General features: G+C 61.2%; 19 protein-coding genes. 12 read left to right on the top strand and 7 right to left on the bottom strand.

Annotated elements, in window-relative coordinates; genetic code table 11:
• The first annotated feature begins 2 nt into the window (after positions 1–2).
• The 7 genes from hisB to E0D86_RS17420 all read left to right on the top strand — a co-directional run bounded on the left by hisB (position 3) and on the right by E0D86_RS17420 (position 5014).
• Positions 3–596, top strand: coding sequence for an imidazoleglycerol-phosphate dehydratase HisB (hisB, locus tag E0D86_RS17390; protein ID WP_131651302.1), 594 nt, complete (start codon positions 3–5; stop codon positions 594–596).
• Complete coding sequence (gene hisH, locus E0D86_RS17395) at positions 596–1234, top strand: imidazole glycerol phosphate synthase subunit HisH (protein WP_131651303.1); 639 nt, start codon at positions 596–598, stop codon at positions 1232–1234. Before hisB ends, hisH begins: the two co-directional genes overlap by 1 nt.
• Positions 1234–1494, top strand: a complete 261-nt coding sequence (locus E0D86_RS17400; protein WP_131651304.1) for a DUF2164 domain-containing protein — start codon at positions 1234–1236, stop codon at positions 1492–1494. Before hisH ends, E0D86_RS17400 begins: the two co-directional genes overlap by 1 nt.
• Before the next feature lie 36 nt (positions 1495–1530).
• A complete protein-coding gene (gene hisA, locus E0D86_RS17405) occupies positions 1531–2274 on the top strand; it encodes a 1-(5-phosphoribosyl)-5-[(5-phosphoribosylamino)methylideneamino]imidazole-4-carboxamide isomerase (RefSeq protein WP_131651305.1) in 744 nt (247 codons plus the stop codon).
• 95 nt (positions 2275–2369) lie between these two features.
• On the top strand, positions 2370–3140 hold the full coding sequence (gene hisF, locus E0D86_RS17410) for an imidazole glycerol phosphate synthase subunit HisF (RefSeq protein ID WP_131651306.1): 771 nt from the start codon (positions 2370–2372) through the stop codon (positions 3138–3140).
• Positions 3141–3220: 80 nt separating this feature from the next.
• Entirely contained in the window at positions 3221–3964 is a 744-nt protein-coding gene (locus E0D86_RS17415) for an ABC transporter substrate-binding protein (protein ID WP_131651307.1), read from the top strand.
• A gap of 303 nt (positions 3965–4267) precedes the next feature.
• Positions 4268–5014 (top strand): ABC transporter substrate-binding protein, encoded by a 747-nt coding sequence (locus E0D86_RS17420; protein WP_131651308.1) that lies wholly within the window; start codon positions 4268–4270, stop codon positions 5012–5014.
• Here the strand turns inward: E0D86_RS17420 and E0D86_RS17425 are convergent.
• The 4 genes from E0D86_RS17425 to gpmI form a co-directional block, all read right to left on the bottom strand.
• Entirely contained in the window at positions 5005–5829 is an 825-nt protein-coding gene (locus E0D86_RS17425) for a divergent polysaccharide deacetylase family protein (RefSeq protein WP_131651309.1), read from the bottom strand. The two genes, E0D86_RS17420 and E0D86_RS17425, sit on opposite strands and share 10 nt — an antisense overlap.
• 1 nt (position 5830) lies before the next feature.
• Entirely contained in the window at positions 5831–7165 is a 1335-nt protein-coding gene (locus E0D86_RS17430) for a S41 family peptidase (protein WP_131651310.1), read from the bottom strand.
• 33 nt (positions 7166–7198) lie between these two features.
• Positions 7199–8458, bottom strand: coding sequence for a murein hydrolase activator EnvC (locus E0D86_RS17435; protein ID WP_131651311.1), 1260 nt, complete (start codon positions 8456–8458; stop codon positions 7199–7201).
• Positions 8459–8580: 122 nt separating this feature from the next.
• Positions 8581–10119 carry a 2,3-bisphosphoglycerate-independent phosphoglycerate mutase gene (gpmI, locus tag E0D86_RS17440; protein WP_131651312.1) on the bottom strand — a complete coding sequence of 513 codons (1539 nt, stop codon included), beginning with the start codon at positions 10117–10119 and terminating at the stop codon, positions 8581–8583.
• A gap of 328 nt (positions 10120–10447) precedes the next feature.
• On the opposite strand from gpmI, the gene E0D86_RS17445 reads away from it, so the two are divergent.
• The 3 genes from E0D86_RS17445 to secB all read left to right on the top strand — a co-directional run bounded on the left by E0D86_RS17445 (position 10448) and on the right by secB (position 11699).
• Positions 10448–10861, top strand: a complete 414-nt coding sequence (locus tag E0D86_RS17445; RefSeq protein ID WP_131651313.1) for a rhodanese-like domain-containing protein — start codon at positions 10448–10450, stop codon at positions 10859–10861.
• A gap of 2 nt (positions 10862–10863) precedes the next feature.
• A complete protein-coding gene (gene grxC, locus E0D86_RS17450; RefSeq protein WP_131651314.1) occupies positions 10864–11118 on the top strand; it encodes a glutaredoxin 3 in 255 nt (84 codons plus the stop codon).
• 86 nt (positions 11119–11204) lie between these two features.
• Entirely contained in the window at positions 11205–11699 is a 495-nt protein-coding gene (gene secB / locus E0D86_RS17455; protein WP_131651315.1) for a protein-export chaperone SecB, read from the top strand.
• A 76-nt stretch (positions 11700–11775) separates the two neighbouring features.
• Here the strand turns inward: secB and E0D86_RS17460 are convergent, their stop codons facing one another.
• Positions 11776–12753: an NADPH:quinone oxidoreductase family protein gene (locus E0D86_RS17460; RefSeq protein WP_131651316.1), complete on the bottom strand. Its 978-nt coding sequence runs from the start codon at positions 12751–12753 to the stop codon at positions 11776–11778.
• Between the two features lie 211 nt (positions 12754–12964).
• On the opposite strand from E0D86_RS17460, the gene E0D86_RS17465 reads away from it, so the two are divergent.
• Positions 12965–13339 (top strand): flagellar basal body-associated protein FliL, encoded by a 375-nt coding sequence (locus tag E0D86_RS17465; protein WP_256681259.1) that lies wholly within the window; start codon positions 12965–12967, stop codon positions 13337–13339.
• 22 nt (positions 13340–13361) lie between these two features.
• On the opposite strand, the gene E0D86_RS17470 is transcribed toward E0D86_RS17465, so the two are convergent.
• Positions 13362–13811, bottom strand: coding sequence for an EVE domain-containing protein (locus E0D86_RS17470; protein ID WP_131651318.1), 450 nt, complete (start codon positions 13809–13811; stop codon positions 13362–13364).
• A gap of 194 nt (positions 13812–14005) precedes the next feature.
• On the opposite strand from E0D86_RS17470, the gene E0D86_RS21435 reads away from it, so the two are divergent.
• Complete coding sequence (locus E0D86_RS21435) at positions 14006–14155, top strand: hypothetical protein (RefSeq protein ID WP_165914258.1); 150 nt, start codon at positions 14006–14008, stop codon at positions 14153–14155.
• A gap of 52 nt (positions 14156–14207) precedes the next feature.
• Here E0D86_RS21435 and E0D86_RS17475 read toward each other — a convergent pair whose 3' ends face one another.
• Complete coding sequence (locus E0D86_RS17475; RefSeq protein WP_131651319.1) at positions 14208–14810, bottom strand: 5-formyltetrahydrofolate cyclo-ligase; 603 nt, start codon at positions 14808–14810, stop codon at positions 14208–14210.
• Positions 14811–14815 lie beyond the last annotated feature (5 nt).

Here is a 14815-nt window from a genome sequence, read left to right on the forward strand (position 1 = left end):
CGATGTCCGAACGTACGGCATGCGTAGAGCGCAACACCCTGGAAACACAGGTCAAGGCCACCATCAATCTGGACGGCACCGGCAAGAGCCGCTTCGCCATTGGCGTGCCGTTCCTGGAGCACATGCTCGATCAGATCGCCCGCCACGGCCTGATCGACCTGGACATCGAGTGCCAGGGCGATCTGCATATCGACGACCACCACACCGTAGAAGATGTCGGCATCACCCTCGGCCAGGCGTTTGCCAAGGCAGTTGGCGACAAGAAGGGCATGACCCGTTACGGGCATTCCTACGTGCCGCTGGACGAAGCGTTGTCGCGCGTGGTGATCGATTTTTCCGGTCGCCCGGGCCTGACCATGAACGTGCCCTATACCCGCGCCACCGTAGGCGGTTTCGACGTCGACCTGTTCCAGGAATTCTTCCAAGGCTTCGTCAATCACGCCCTGGTCACTCTGCACATCGACAACCTGCGCGGGCACAACACCCATCACCAGATCGAAACCGTGTTCAAGGCCTTCGGCCGCGCGCTGCGTATGGCGCTGACGCTGGATGAGCGCATGGCTGGCCAGATGCCGTCGACCAAGGGTTGCCTGTAATGCAGACCGTAGCTGTCATTGATTACGGCATGGGCAACCTGCATTCGGTCGCTAAAGCGCTGGAGCACGTCGGCGCGGGCAAGGTGCTGGTGACCAGCGATGCGCAGGTCATCCGGGAAGCCGACCGCGTGGTATTTCCCGGCGTCGGCGCGATCCGTGATTGCATGGCCGAGATCCGCCGTCTGGGTTTCGACGAGCTGGTGCGCGAAGTCAGCGTCGACCGTCCCTTTCTTGGCATCTGCGTCGGTATGCAGGCGCTGATGGAGCGCAGCGAGGAGAACGGTGGGGTCGATTGTATCGGGCTGTTCCCGGGTCAGGTGCGCTTCTTCGGCAAGGATCTGCAGGAAGACGGCGAGCGCCTCAAAGTGCCGCACATGGGCTGGAACGAGGTCAAGCAGGCCGTCGATCACCCGCTCTGGCACAACATTCCGGACCAAGGCCGCTTCTACTTCGTGCACAGCTACTACATCGAGGCCGGTAACCCGCGCCACGTCGTCGGTCGCGGTCACTACGGCAAGGACTTTGCCGCGGCGCTGGCCGATGGCTCGCGCTTCGCCGTGCAGTTCCATCCCGAGAAGAGCCACACCCATGGCCTGCAGTTGCTGCAGAATTTCGCCGCCTGGGATGGCCGCTGGTAATGAGCCGGGCCAAGACGACGGCACCAGTGCTGACGCTGGACCCCGCTCAGGAGCAGGCTGCGCAGCAGACCATCAAGCGTTTTCTCGAAGATCGTTTCGAGCTGGAGCTTGGCTCCTTCGAGGCGCAGGAAGTGCTTGATCTGTTTGCGCGTGAAATTGCTCCGCTCTACTACAACAAGGCGATTTTCGATGTGCAGACACACCTGAAAGACAGGTTCGAAAGCATCGAAAGCGACTTGTGGGCGCTCGAAAAGAGCTGACCTTTAACCGATTCCCGATTTGAACAGGTTCGAGCCATGCTGATTATCCCCGCAATCGATCTGAAAGACGGCGCCTGCGTGCGTCTGCGTCAGGGCCTGATGGACGACGCCACAGTGTTCTCCGACGACCCGGTGGCGATGGCTGCCAAGTGGGTCGAGGCCGGTTGCCGCCGTCTGCATCTGGTCGATCTCAACGGCGCCTTCGAAGGCCAGCCGGTCAATGGCGAGGTGGTCACGGCCATCGCCAAGCGCTACCCGAACCTGCCGATCCAGATCGGCGGCGGTATCCGTTCGCTGGAAACCATCGAGCATTACGTGCGCGCCGGCGTCAGCTACGTGATCATCGGTACCAAGGCGGTCAAGCAGCCGGAATTCGTCGGAGAGGCCTGCCGCGCCTTTCCGGGCAAGGTCATCGTCGGCCTGGATGCCAAGGACGGCTTCGTCGCCACCGATGGCTGGGCCGAAGTATCCAGCGTGCAGGCCGTCGATCTGGCGCGCCGCTTCGAGGCCGATGGCGTCTCGGCGATCGTCTACACCGACATTGCCAAGGACGGCATGATGCAGGGCTGCAACGTCGAAGCGACGGTGGCATTGGCTAATGCCAGCAAGATTCCAGTGATCGCCTCCGGCGGCATCCACAACATCGGCGACATCCAGAAGCTGCTCGACACCAATACCCCCGGCATCATCGGCGCCATCACTGGCCGCGCGATCTACGAGGGCACCCTCGACGTGGCCGAGGCGCAGGCGCTCTGCGATCTCAAATTTAAAGATGAGTAACAAGCCTTGAGCTGAAAGCTCGAAGCTGGAAGCCAAGCAGCTCGACCGGCTTCCAGCTTCTGGCTCAAGGTTTCAAGCTCTTTTCGGAGAAAAGCATGGCCCTCGCCAAACGCATCATCCCCTGCCTCGACGTGGACAATGGTCGAGTGGTCAAGGGCGTCCAGTTCGAGAACATCCGCGATGCCGGCGATCCGGTGGAGATCGCCCGCCGCTATGACGAGCAGGGCGCTGACGAGATCACGTTCCTCGACATCACCGCCAGCGTCGATAACCGCGACACCACGCTGCACACCGTCGAGCGCATGGCCAGCCAGGTGTTCATTCCGCTGACAGTCGGCGGTGGCGTGCGCACCGTGCAAGACATCCGAAACCTGCTTAACGCCGGCGCGGACAAGGTGTCGATCAATACCGCTGCTGTCTTCACGCCCGAGTTCGTTGGCGAGGCCGCCGATCGCTTCGGCTCGCAGTGCATCGTCGTCGCCATCGATGCGAAGAAAGTGTCCAAGCCGGGCGAAACGCCGCGCTGGGAAATCTTCACACATGGTGGACGCAAGCCCACGGGGCTGGACGCGGTGCTCTGGGCGCAGAAGATGGAGACGCTGGGCGCCGGTGAAATCCTGCTAACCAGCATGGATCAGGACGGGGTCAAGAGCGGCTACGACCTCGGTGTCACCCGCGCCATCAGCGAGGCGCTGAGTATCCCGGTAATCGCCTCCGGTGGTGTAGGCAATCTCCAGCATCTGGCCGATGGCATCATCGAGGGCAAGGCCGACGCGGTATTGGCGGCCAGCATTTTTCACTTTGGCGAATACACCGTGCCGGAAGCAAAAGCCTATATGGCCAGTTGCGGCATTGTGATGCGTTGAGTCTGCTGCCGATTCGATCGAGCAAACAACACTTAAAGGAACGTAACGGGCCATCCGTGCGGGAAAAAGGAATTAATGCCATGTTCAAATCCACGCTTCTTGCTTTAGCGACGAGTTTGATCTTGGGCGCCACCGCCCAGGCCGCACCGGAGCAGATCGATCTGCTCACCGAAAATTTCCCGCCTTACAACATGGCCGTCGATGGCAAGAATTTCGCTCGTGACGAGAACATCAGGGGCATCGCTGTGGACATCATTCGCGAGATGTTCCAGCGCGCCGGTATCGATTACACCCTGACCTTGCGCTTCCCTTGGGAGCGGATCTACAAGATGGCTCTGGAAACGCCTGGCTATGGAGTGTTCGTGACGGCTCGGTTGCCGGAGCGCGAGGGGCTGTTCAAATGGGTAGGTCCTATCGGGCCGGATGACTGGGTGTTGCTGGCGCGCGGCGACAGCACCATCGAGGTCGATAGCCTCGAGCAGGCCCGGCAGTACCGGATCGGCGCTTACAAGGGCGATGCCATTGCCGAGCATCTCGTTGCACAGGGGTTGCAGCCGACCTTGGCGCTACGCGATCAGATCAACGTCGAGAAGCTGCAAAGCGGCGCGATCGATCTGTGGGCGACGGGCGATCCAGCGGGGCGTTTCCTGGCGAAGCAGCAGGGCGTGTCCGGTCTCAAGCGGGTGCTGCGCTTCGACAGCGCTGAGCTTTTCCTGGCGCTGAACCGGCAGGTGTCCGATGAGACGGTCGAGAAGTTACAGGCCGCTCTGGATCAAATGCGTGCCGACGGCACGATCAATACGATCACCGGCCGGTATTTCTGATCGGCCGCCTCGCTAGCTGCGTACATACATCGCAGTCCGTTGGCGCTCCAGATGTGAGCGCCCCGCCGGTTCCCTGCGACCGAACAATCTCCTTCCCTTCTTAGTAAGCAAGCTTCGTGCAGGTTGGCGCCGCGAATGCGAATGCTGGCCAAATGATGTCTCAACCTGTGCGGTTCGTCCCAGTTCGGTGACGGTCTCCGTGCGTCTGGTTCCCCCGTTGCTACACATAACGGTGGCACGCATGACATCTGTTCGTAGATGTCGGTGCGCCGCTTGGTATTAGCAGACGTAGGGGGAGGATCGATGAAACGAATTCTAGCGGCCGGCCTGCTGTTGCTCGCGGCCGCCTCGGCCAGGGCCGCATTGCCAGACGACTACAGAGTGGTGGTGCTGACGGAGAATTTCCCGCCGTTCAATATGGCGGCCGACGGCAAGAACTACGCAGCGGATCGCAACGTCAGCGGCATCAACGCCGACATCGTGCGCGAAATGTTCAAGCGTGCCGATATCGATTACAGCCTGACGTTGCGCTTCCCCTGGGAGCGCATCTATAACCAAGTACTGGAAAAGCCGGACCAGGGGTTGTTCTCCACCACCTATACGTCGGAGCGCGAACCACTATTCAAATGGGTCGGCCCGCTCGCCGGCACCGGCTGGGTGCTTCTCGCGCCGCCCGGCAGTCCGCTACGCCTGAGTTCGCTCGAGCAGGCCCGGCAGTATCGGATCGGCGCTTATCAGGATGACGCGGTCAGCCAGCACCTTGAGAGCAATGGTTTCGAGCCGATCAACTCGCTGCGTGACCAGGCGAATATCGGCAAGCTGCTCAAGGGGCAGATCGATCTGTGGGCGACGGCCGACCCGGTCGGTCCTTATCTGGCCAAGCAGGAAGGGGTAAGCGGGCTGGTAACGGCGTTGCGGTTCAACGATGCGCAGCTGTTTCTCGCGCTGAACAAGCAGACGCCGGACGATGTCGTGGCGCGGCTGCAAAAGGCGTTGGATGAGATGCGGGGCGATGGCTCCATCGACGCCATCATGCGTCGTTATCTCTGATCCAGAGCTGAGCGATAGATACCACGTGCGCCGTGGGCAACCATTGCGCGGTTGCCACGGGTAGCGATCATCTGTCCGATGTCCACCCAATCAATCCCCTGAGCCTGCAGACGCGGCAGTTCCCGCTCCAGCAGCGCCAGGGTGCTGGGGTGGGGGTGGCCGATGATCACCACTGAACCCTGCTTGCGCGCAAGCTCCAGGGCTGCGCGGAACTGCGCCGCAACGGCGTGAGGGCTGGGGTCGTCGTCGAGAAAAATATCACGTGACAGGCTGGCCAATCCGATCCGTTGAGCGGCGGCGGCTGCGACCGTTCCGGCATGGGTGCGGCTGTCGAGAAAGAACAGGTGGCGCTGCTGCAGCTCGTGCATCAAGGCCGCCATCGGCTGCGCTCGAGCGGTCATCACGCTGCCCATGTGGTTGTTTACACCGCTGGCATGGGGAACCTTTGCCAGTGCGCTGTCCAGTCGGTTTGACAGCTCCGTCGGCCCCAGTTGCGGCTGCCAGGCGTAGGGGCCGTCGGCCGGAGCCATGGGCAGATGCAGCATGACCGTCTTGCCTGCCGCGTTGGCCCGTTCGGCCAGCGGCGTGGCGTGGCGGCTGTCCGGCAGGATCGCCATGGCCACCGGGCCGGGCAGTGCCAGAACACGACCGTCACGAGCATCGTTCTGACCGAGGTCATCCATTACCAGCGCTAACTTCGGCATTCGCGAAAGGGTAGTCAGGCGCTCCGAGTCGCCTGTTGCCTCCGCGCCCGGAGCGCCGATTACCAGCAGCGGTGTTAAGAGTCCTAGCAGCAGGACGGCAAGTCGGGACATCCTACTGGCCGCGGGTGAGGTTCAACCCCTTGAGCAGATTCAGTGCCTGGCCGAGCTGGAAGTCTTCGTCCTGCGGGCGTGGTGAGTCGCTGACGACCTGGGTGCTGGTGGGGCGTTCCGGGCCGCCGTTACCGTTGCCCAGATGTCCGGCCAGATCCGCCTCGCGTACGCCTTCGACCGCTTGCTCACGGGTAAACTTGGCGCGGGCCACCTGGATATCTGGCTCGATGCCCTGGGCCTGGATGGAGCGGCCGTTGGGGGTGTAATAAAGCGCCGTGGTGAGCTTCAGCGCGCGGTCGTTGTTCAGCGGTAGGACGGTCTGCACCGATCCTTTGCCAAAGCTGTCGGTACCCATTACGACGCCACGCTTCTGGTCCTGCAGGGCGCCGGCGACGATCTCCGAGGCCGAGGCGCTGCCGCCGTTGATCAGCACCACCAGCGAAACGCCTTCACTGGCATCGGCCGGATCGGCACTGAAACGCAGCTCGGAATTGGCGATGCGGCCTTTGGTGTAGACGATCAGGCCATCGGTGAGGAAGTGATCGGATACTTCCACCGCGGCCTGCAGCACGCCGCCCGGGTTGTTGCGCAGATCGAGCACCAAGCCGTTGAGCTTCTTGCCGTTTTCCTTGCGCAGGCGCGCCAGAGCCTTGCCAACTTCCTCGCCGGTATTGATCTGGAACTGGGTGACGCGCAGATAACCGTAGCCGGGCTCGAGCATCTGGCTCTTCACACTGGTGACCTTGATCACCGCGCGGGTGAGTTTGACCGTGAAGGGTTGGCCGCCCTCGCGTACCAGCGACAGCGAAATATCGCTGCCCGGCTTGCCGCGCATCATGCCAACGGCGTCCATCATCGACATGCCCTTGGTTGGCTTGTTATCGATCTTGACGATCAGATCGCCCGCCTCGATACCGGCCTTGGATGCCGGGGTGTCATCGATTGGCGATACCACCTTGATGAAACCGTCCTCCATCCCGACCTCGATCCCGAGACCACCGAACTCGCCGCTGGTGCTTTCCTGCAGCTCGGCAAAAGCTTCGGGTTCCAGATAGGCCGAATGCGGATCGAGGTTGCTGAGCATGCCTTTGATGGCGTTTTCCAACAGGGTCTTGTCGTCGACAGGCTCGACATAGGCGGCCTTGATCCGGTCCAGCACCTCGGCGAAGGTTCGCAACTCGTCCAGTGGCAGCGGCGCCTTGCTGGTCGAGCTTCCCAGTGAAATGGGTTCCGCCAGCTCCGCGGGCGGTTGCTGGGCCCAGGCGCTTCCGTAAGTCGCCAGCAGGAGGGCCAGGGACAGGGCGGATGGTTGGGCGAAACGGCGCAGGTGCAGCATGTCTGACTCCAGTGTGAGGGCGCGCTAGCCGGCTTATCCTTGCGCGCGGCACCATTGTGCCGGATCGCTTGGGCGACCCTGTTGACGAATGGCGAAATACAGTGCGGCAGATTCCTGCCCGCCACTGGTTCCTACGGTGGCGATCGGATCGCCGGCCTTGACGATTTCTCCGGCGTCGCGCAGCAGGCTCTGATTGTGACCGTACAGGGTCAGATAGCCGTTGCCGTGATCCAGAATCACCAGTAGGCCCGCGCCGCGCAGCCAATCGGCAAATACCACTCGGCCGCCATGCACGGCGCGCACTTGGCTACCCAGGCCTGCACCGATCAGCACGCCGTCCCACTTGGTTCGAGCGTCGCCGCCGCGTGGAGTGCCGTAGCGAGCGACCAATCTTCCATCCACCGGCCAGGGCAGCTTGCCCTTGGCGCTGGCGAAGGGTCCGCCAAAATTGCCGCCGGCACTTGAAACGGTGGGGCCGGTTGCTGCCGGAGCGGCGCTCCCGGCCTGCTGGCGTCGTGATTGTTCCTCGCGAGCCAGCGCAAGGGCGCGCTGACGCGCCTGTTCGGCTTCACGCGCCTGGCGCGCCAGGGTTTCCTCGATGGTCTTGAGTACGCGTTCGAGCTGCGCCTGCTCCTGTTTACGGGCCTTGAGCTTTTTATCACGGCTGGAATAGTCGCGGTCGAGTTTGGCCAGCGCCAGCTGACGCTCTTTGCTCACTTCGGCGAGTTGGGCGCGTCGTTCCTTTAGCCCGTCCTGCTGCTCGGCGAGGGTCGCCTGCTGCGCCTCGATGCCGGCTTCGACGTTGGCCAGCTGGCTGAGTGTTTCGTTGAAATTGGCGACCTGCTCGAAACGAGCTTTGCTGAGGTAGTCGTAATACGTCAGGGTGCGGCTGAATTTTTCCGGGTTCTGTTGGTTGAGCAGCAGCTTCAGGTATTCCTGACGACCGCTCTGATACGCCGCGCGCGCCTGAATGCCAATCAGGCGCTGCTGCTCGATGCGAGCGCCTTCGAGCGTGGTCTTCTCTTCGTTGAGCCGTTCCAGCTCCGCTTCGCTGCGGTCGATTTCCTGTTGCAGCGAGTCGACCTGCTTTTCCAGCTGGCCCATCTCGCTTTCGGTGGTTTGCAGCTGCTTCTGGACAGTGGATTTCTCCTGCTCGATCTGCTTGAGCAGCTTTTGCAGTTCGGCTACGTCCTGGCGGGCCGCTTCGATCTGTTTGCGAGCGTCGGCGCGCTCGTCCGCCATGGCCGGGCCGAGCAGGCAAAAAAACGCGAGTGCGAGAAGAATACGAGGCATGAGAGGGTGTAACCGAGCGATCAACGACCGCCGTAGTATGCCTAAAAAAGCAGCCGGAAGCTTGAAGCCTAAGCTGGAAGCCTAAGCTGGAAGCAAGAGCATGGCTTCCAGCTTCCAGCCCTTCAGTCTTTCAGTTCGACGATCGAGCGCCCGGTCATCTCCGCTGGCACTGGCAGGCCGAGCAGCGTCAGCATGGTCGGGGCCACATCGGCGAGCACGCCGCCTTCGCGGATCGTCAGGTTGCGCTTGCCGTAATAAATGAACGGTACCGGTTCGCAGGTGTGGGCGGTGTGAGCCTGGCCGGTCATGGCGTCTTCCATCTGCTCGACGTTGCCGTGATCGGCCGTGATCAGCGCCTCGCCGCCCACCTTGTCCAGTGCTTCGACGATGCGTCCGATGCACTTGTCCAAACATTCGACAGCCTTCACCGCGGCATCGAACACGCCGGTATGGCCGACCATGTCGCCGTTGGCGTAGTTGACGATGATCACGTCGTGGCGCTGGTTCTCGATGGCATCAACGATGCGATCGGTCACCTCAGGTGCGCTCATTTCCGGTTGCAGGTCGTAGGTGGCGACCTGTGGCGACGGGATGAGAATGCGTTCTTCACCGGAAAAGGGCTCTTCGCGGCCGCCGGAGAAGAAGAAGGTGACGTGCGCGTATTTCTCGGTCTCGGCGATGCGCAGCTGGGTCTTGCCGTTGTTCGCCAGGTATTCACCCAGCACATTGGTCAGCGCTTCCGGCGCGAAGGCGGACGGTGCGGGAATGCTTGCGGCGTACTGGGTGAGCATGACGAAACCGGCCAGCTGCGGGGCTCGGACACGCTGGAACTCGTTGAAATCGGGCTCGACGAAGCAGCGGGTCAGTTCGCGGGCCCGGTCGGCACGGAAGTTCATGAACACCACGGCATCGCCGTCTTCCACGCGTACCGGCTCGCCGATGCCGGTGGCTTTGACGAACTCGTCGCTTTCGCCGCGCTCGTAGGCGGCGATCAGGCCGTCCACCGCGTAATCGGAGCGATAAGCGGCGGTGCCCTTGACGATCAGGTTATAGGCCTGCTCGACGCGATCCCAGCGGTTGTCCCGATCCATCGCGAAATAGCGGCCAATCAGGCTAGCGATGCGGCCTTTGCCCAGGCGGGTGAAGGTGGCTTGCAGGAGTTCGATCGAATGCTGCGCGCTTTTCGGCGGGGTGTCGCGACCGTCGAGGAACGCGTGCAGGTAGATATTCTCGGCGCCGCGCTTGGCCGCCAGCTCGGCCATGGCAACCAGATGATCCTGATGGCTATGCACGCCGCCGTCGGAGAGCAGGCCTAGGATATGCACCGCCTTGTTGGCGGCCACGGCCTTGTCGACCGCTGCGCAGATATTCGGGTTTTCGAAGAACTCGCCATCGCGGATGGACTTGGTCACTCGAGTGAAATCCTGGTACACCACGCGGCCCGCGCCCAGATTCATGTGGCCCACCTCGGAGTTGCCCATCTGGCCGTCCGGCAGACCGACGTCCATGCCGCTGCCAGAGATCAATCCGTGCGGCTGCGTCGCGCGCAAGCGGTCATAGACGGGCTTGTTAGCAGCGTGGATAGCGTTGAATTCCGGGCTGTCGCTATGTCCGAAGCCGTCGAGAATCATCAATACGAGAGGTTTGGGCGCGGCGGGCATCTACTTGGCTCCTTGTACGAGGGCGCAAAAATGGTGGCCAGTCTACTGATTGGCCGGTTTATGGTCACGATTGGCAGGCCATTAAAGGATCACTGCGCTGGGCTACGCAGCGTTGAGCGAGCTCCGAAAGCTCATGGCGACACTGCGCGTTTTTGACTCTCTACTCGCTAAAGCCCGCTCTTCGGACCAGCCGGGCGCTGTCATTCAACGGTCGTTTCGCCCGGTCTAGCCACCGATTGCGACATTTTTCAGCGGCTTGCAGCAGGGTTCAGCCTGGGAGAGGGGCTGTGTATACTGGCCCGCATTTTATCCTCCGGGTACCCTTTTGATGGTCGCTAACCTGATTGAATTTGTCTCTAACCACTATGTTCTAGTCAGCATCTTTCTAGTGCTGCTGGTTCTCTTAGCCGTCACCGAAGCGCGTAAAGGCGGCAAAAGTCTGAGCAATCGCGAGCTGACCGCTCTGGTCAACCGCGACGAAGGCGTGGTGTTGGACGTGCGCGCTAAGAAGGAGTTCGATGCCGGTCACATCGTCGATTCATTGAACATTCCCTACGAGAAGCTGGTCAGCCGAGTAGGCGAGCTGGAAAAGCACAAGGCCAAGATGATCATCGTCGTCGATGCCATGGGTCAGCACGCCGGAACGGCCTGCCGTGAGCTGCAGAAGGCAGGCTTCAATGCCGCCAAGCTGTCCGGAGGGATTTCCAGCTGGCGCGGCGAGAATCTGCCAGTGGTCAAGTAACTATGCCTAAAGTCGTCATCTATACCACCGCCTGGTGCCCGTTCTGCATTCGAGCCAAGGGTCTGCTCGATCGCAAGGGCGTCAGTTACGAGGAAATCGCCGTCGACGGCAAACCCGCATTGCGCTCGGAAATGGCAAGCAAGGCCGGACGTACCTCTGTACCGCAGATATGGATAGGCGATGCGCATGTCGGCGGCTGCGATGAACTGCACGCGCTTGAGCGGGCAGGGCGGCTGGATGCGATGCTGCAGGCATGATCCGATTTCAGGCCTGTCGGACGGCCGACGAGCGTCGGCACTGATAGAGCGATTACCACACGACATGCACAACAAGAAGGTTTCACATGACTGAACAAGCAAACAACGGCGCGGCTGCTGGTCAGGAAGAGCAGGGCGCGCAGTTTTCCCTGCAACGGATCTATGTCCGTGACCTCTCCTTCGAGGCGCCCAAAAGCCCGGAGATCTTCCGTCAGGAGTGGAATCCGAGCGTTGCGCTGGATCTGAACACCAAGCAGAAGTCGCTCGAAAACGACTTCCATGAGGTTGTGCTGACGCTGTCAGTGACCGTCAAGACCGGTGAGGAAGTGGCCTTCATCGCCGAGGTTCAGCAGGCCGGAATCTTCCTGATCAAGGGCCTCGAAGCCCAAGCGATGAGCCATACCCTCGGCGCGTTCTGCCCGAACATTCTGTTCCCTTATGCCCGTGAAGCGCTGGACAGCCTGGTAACGCGTGGCTCGTTCCCGGCTCTGATGTTGGCACCGGTGAACTTCGATGCGCTCTACGCTCAGGAAATGGCTCGCATGCAACAGGGCGGTGACGCTCCCGTTACTGCCCACTGATAGCCCTTCGCTTCGCCCTGCAGCAGCGTAGGGTGGATGTATACGACATCCACCCTACGCTTGTTTCCAGTTCGCGTTAACGCACCTTCACGACCAACTTACCCACGGCCTTGCGCTGGGCCAGGGTATTGATCGCGTCAGCGGTTTGCTCGAGCGCGAAAGTCTGCGAGACCAGAGGCTTTAGCTTGCCTTCGGCATGCCAGGCGAACAGGCGACGGAAATTGGCCGCGTTGTCGTGCGGCTGGCGCTGAGCGAAGCTGCCCCAGAACACCCCTATCAGCGAAGCACCCTTGAGCAGTGGTAAATTCGCTGGCAGCGAGGGGATATCTCCTGCGGCAAAACCGACCACCAGCATGCGGCCGTTCCAGGCAATGCTGCGGAAAGCCTCTTCGAACAGCTTGCCGCCTACTGGGTCGTAGATCACGTCCACGCCCTGGCCACCGGTGAGTTCTTTCAGGCGATCCTTGAGGCTGGTCTCGGTGTAATTGATCAGCTCGTCGGCGCCTGCATTTTTTGCGATCTCGAGTTTCTCGGCAGTGGAAGCGGCGGCGATGACCTTCGCCCCCATCGCCTTGCCGATCTCCACAGCCGCCAATCCGACGCCGCCCGATGCGCCCAGCACCAGAAGCGTCTCGCCGGGTTGCAGGTTGGCACGCTGAGTCAGTGCGTGCATCGAGGTGCCGTAGGTCATGCTGAAAGCTGCCGCCGTCTCGAAATTCATCTCTGGAGGAATCGGCAATACGTTGTTGCCCGGCACGGCAACCTGCTCGGCAAAGCTGCCCCAGCCTGTCAGGCCCATGACGCGGTCACCGACCTTCAGATGGGTGACCTTCTCGCCGACGGCGGCGACGACACCCGCAGCCTCGCCACCCGGTGAAAACGGAAACGGTGGCTTGAACTGATATTTGCCTTCGATCATCAGCGTGTCCGGGAAGTTGACGCCGGCGGCATGCACGTCGAGCAGCACGTCGCCTTTCTTGATCTGCGGGCTGGCGGCCTCCTCGATGACGAGGTTTTCGGCCGGGCCGAACTCTTTGCACAGGACAGCTTTCATCGGGTTTCCTTTTATCGTTTGGGATGAGCGTGGCCGTTTAGATGTGGGATCAGTCTAGAAGTCTGCACGGGCGGTGCAATGAGCATGGTCCGCCCTGATGGCGATACATAAGGCCAGGCTTGGGTCTGTGCCGGGCACTGGTTATGCTGACGGCGTATCCCTTGGAGTTGTCCCCGTGACGCGCATTCTTTCTATATTTCTCGCTCTTTGCATGGCGCTGCCGGCGCTTGCAGAAACATCTGAAGCCGACGCCGATGCAGCGGCGGTGAAAACCATTTACTACGCACTGGTGCCCGCACTAGTGGGCAACTACGGCTCCGATGGCCGGTTGAAGTATTACAAGGCCGATATTGCCTTGCGCGTCAGCGGCGCCGAGGCGGAAGCCAAGGTCAAGCATCACGAGCCGTTGATCCGCAACCAATTGGTGACGCTGTTTTCGCAGCAGACCGATGCCAGCCTCTCGACGGTCGAGGCCAAGGAGGCCCTTCGGCAGGAAGCGCTCAAGCAGGTGCAGGCGGTCCTCACGCAAGAAGAAGGCAAGCCGCTGGTGGACGACCTGCTGTTCAACAACCTGATCGTTCAATAGCCGCCGCAACGGGCCGTCTGGCTCAGCGCATCGCCAGGATGGTTTGCCACTCGCTCTCGCTGACGGGCATCACCGAGAGCCGGCTGCCCTTCTGCACCAGCGGCATTTGCGCAAGCGCCGGTACCGCCTTCAGCCGAGGCAGCGTAAGCGTGGCGGCGAAGCATTCGACGAAGCCGACATCGACTGCGTTCCAGGGGTTCTTCGCCTCGTTGGCCTTGGCGTCGAAGTAAGGGCTCTGCGCGTCGAGCGCGGTCGGGTCTGGGTAGGCCGCGCGCGTAATGCTGCCGATGCCAGCGATACCTGGCGTTGCACAGCTCGAGTGATAGAAAAAGAAACAGTCTCCTTCGGCCATCTGACGCAGGAAGTTGCGGGCCTGATAGTTGCGAACGCCATCCCAGCGCCCCGTGCCTAGCTGCTGCAGATCTTGGATTGAAAATTCATCGGGTTCGGACTTCATCAGCCAGTACGGCATGGTCTTTGCTCACGTCAATTTCGTTCGGAAGGGTTCTTGACGTCATTCCCCGACAACCGGTCGCAACGCGGTTTGCGCTGCACCTATGCTTGACGGAGAATGCCGCGCTTGAGATGGGCATTGTCGAGTCTGGAAAACGAAAACGATACTGACTCGACGGCAATTGTTCGCCTGGCAGGGGGAGGCGAAATACTATGAAACGCAAACCAGATATTCTTTGGGTCCTGGTGCTGATTTTCGGTCTCGGCGTCGTAACTACGGGCTATACCCAGGGATTATGGGAACGACCGGATGACAGTTCTTCGATGGTGCCGATCAGCCACTCGCAACAACTCCAGCGCTAATTCGATGGGCCGCATGGATGCGGCCGTTGCCCCAGTTTCAATGCCTTCCGTTTCACTTCGCATACCAGCCCTGGTCCGTCACTGTCGCTTGCAGCGGCACATCCCAGCTAGCAAGGGGAAGTCGGTCGACTTTCTGGCAATCATGGGCGAGCCCCAATAGCGTCGGTTTGTGACCATTTTTGCGCCTGCTACGATACGCCAGGCTGCGATCGTAAAAACCGCCTCCCATCCCCAGGCGACCGCCGTGCTCGTCGAATCCCACCAATGGCATCAGAACCAGATCGAGCGTCCAGATCGGTCGCTGCCGTGCGGGCCGAAAAGCCGGCTCGGCGATGCCGAAACGGTTCGGCTTCAGATGCTCGTTCGGCTTGATGCGCTGGAAGGCCATGCGGGTGCGCGGCCAGGCGTTCAATATGGGTAGATAAGTCGCCTTGCCGCGGCGCTGCGCTTCCAGCAAAAGCGCACGAGGATCGATTTCGCCGTCGTTGGGCAAATAAAGCGCGATGTGGTGGGCGCGACGAAACAGTGGGTGCTGGGCCAGTTGCCGATAGAGATTCTTCGCCGCCCGGCGTTGCTGAAGGAGCGAGAGCTGGCGGCGCGCTTGCCGCAGTTGGCGTCGCAGCGCCGGACGTGAAAGGCCGGTGGCTACGATCATGAAAT

Origin of the sequence: Pseudomonas sp. IC_126 (assembly GCF_004331835.1) — a bacterium.
GTDB lineage: Bacteria > Pseudomonadota > Gammaproteobacteria > Pseudomonadales > Pseudomonadaceae > Stutzerimonas.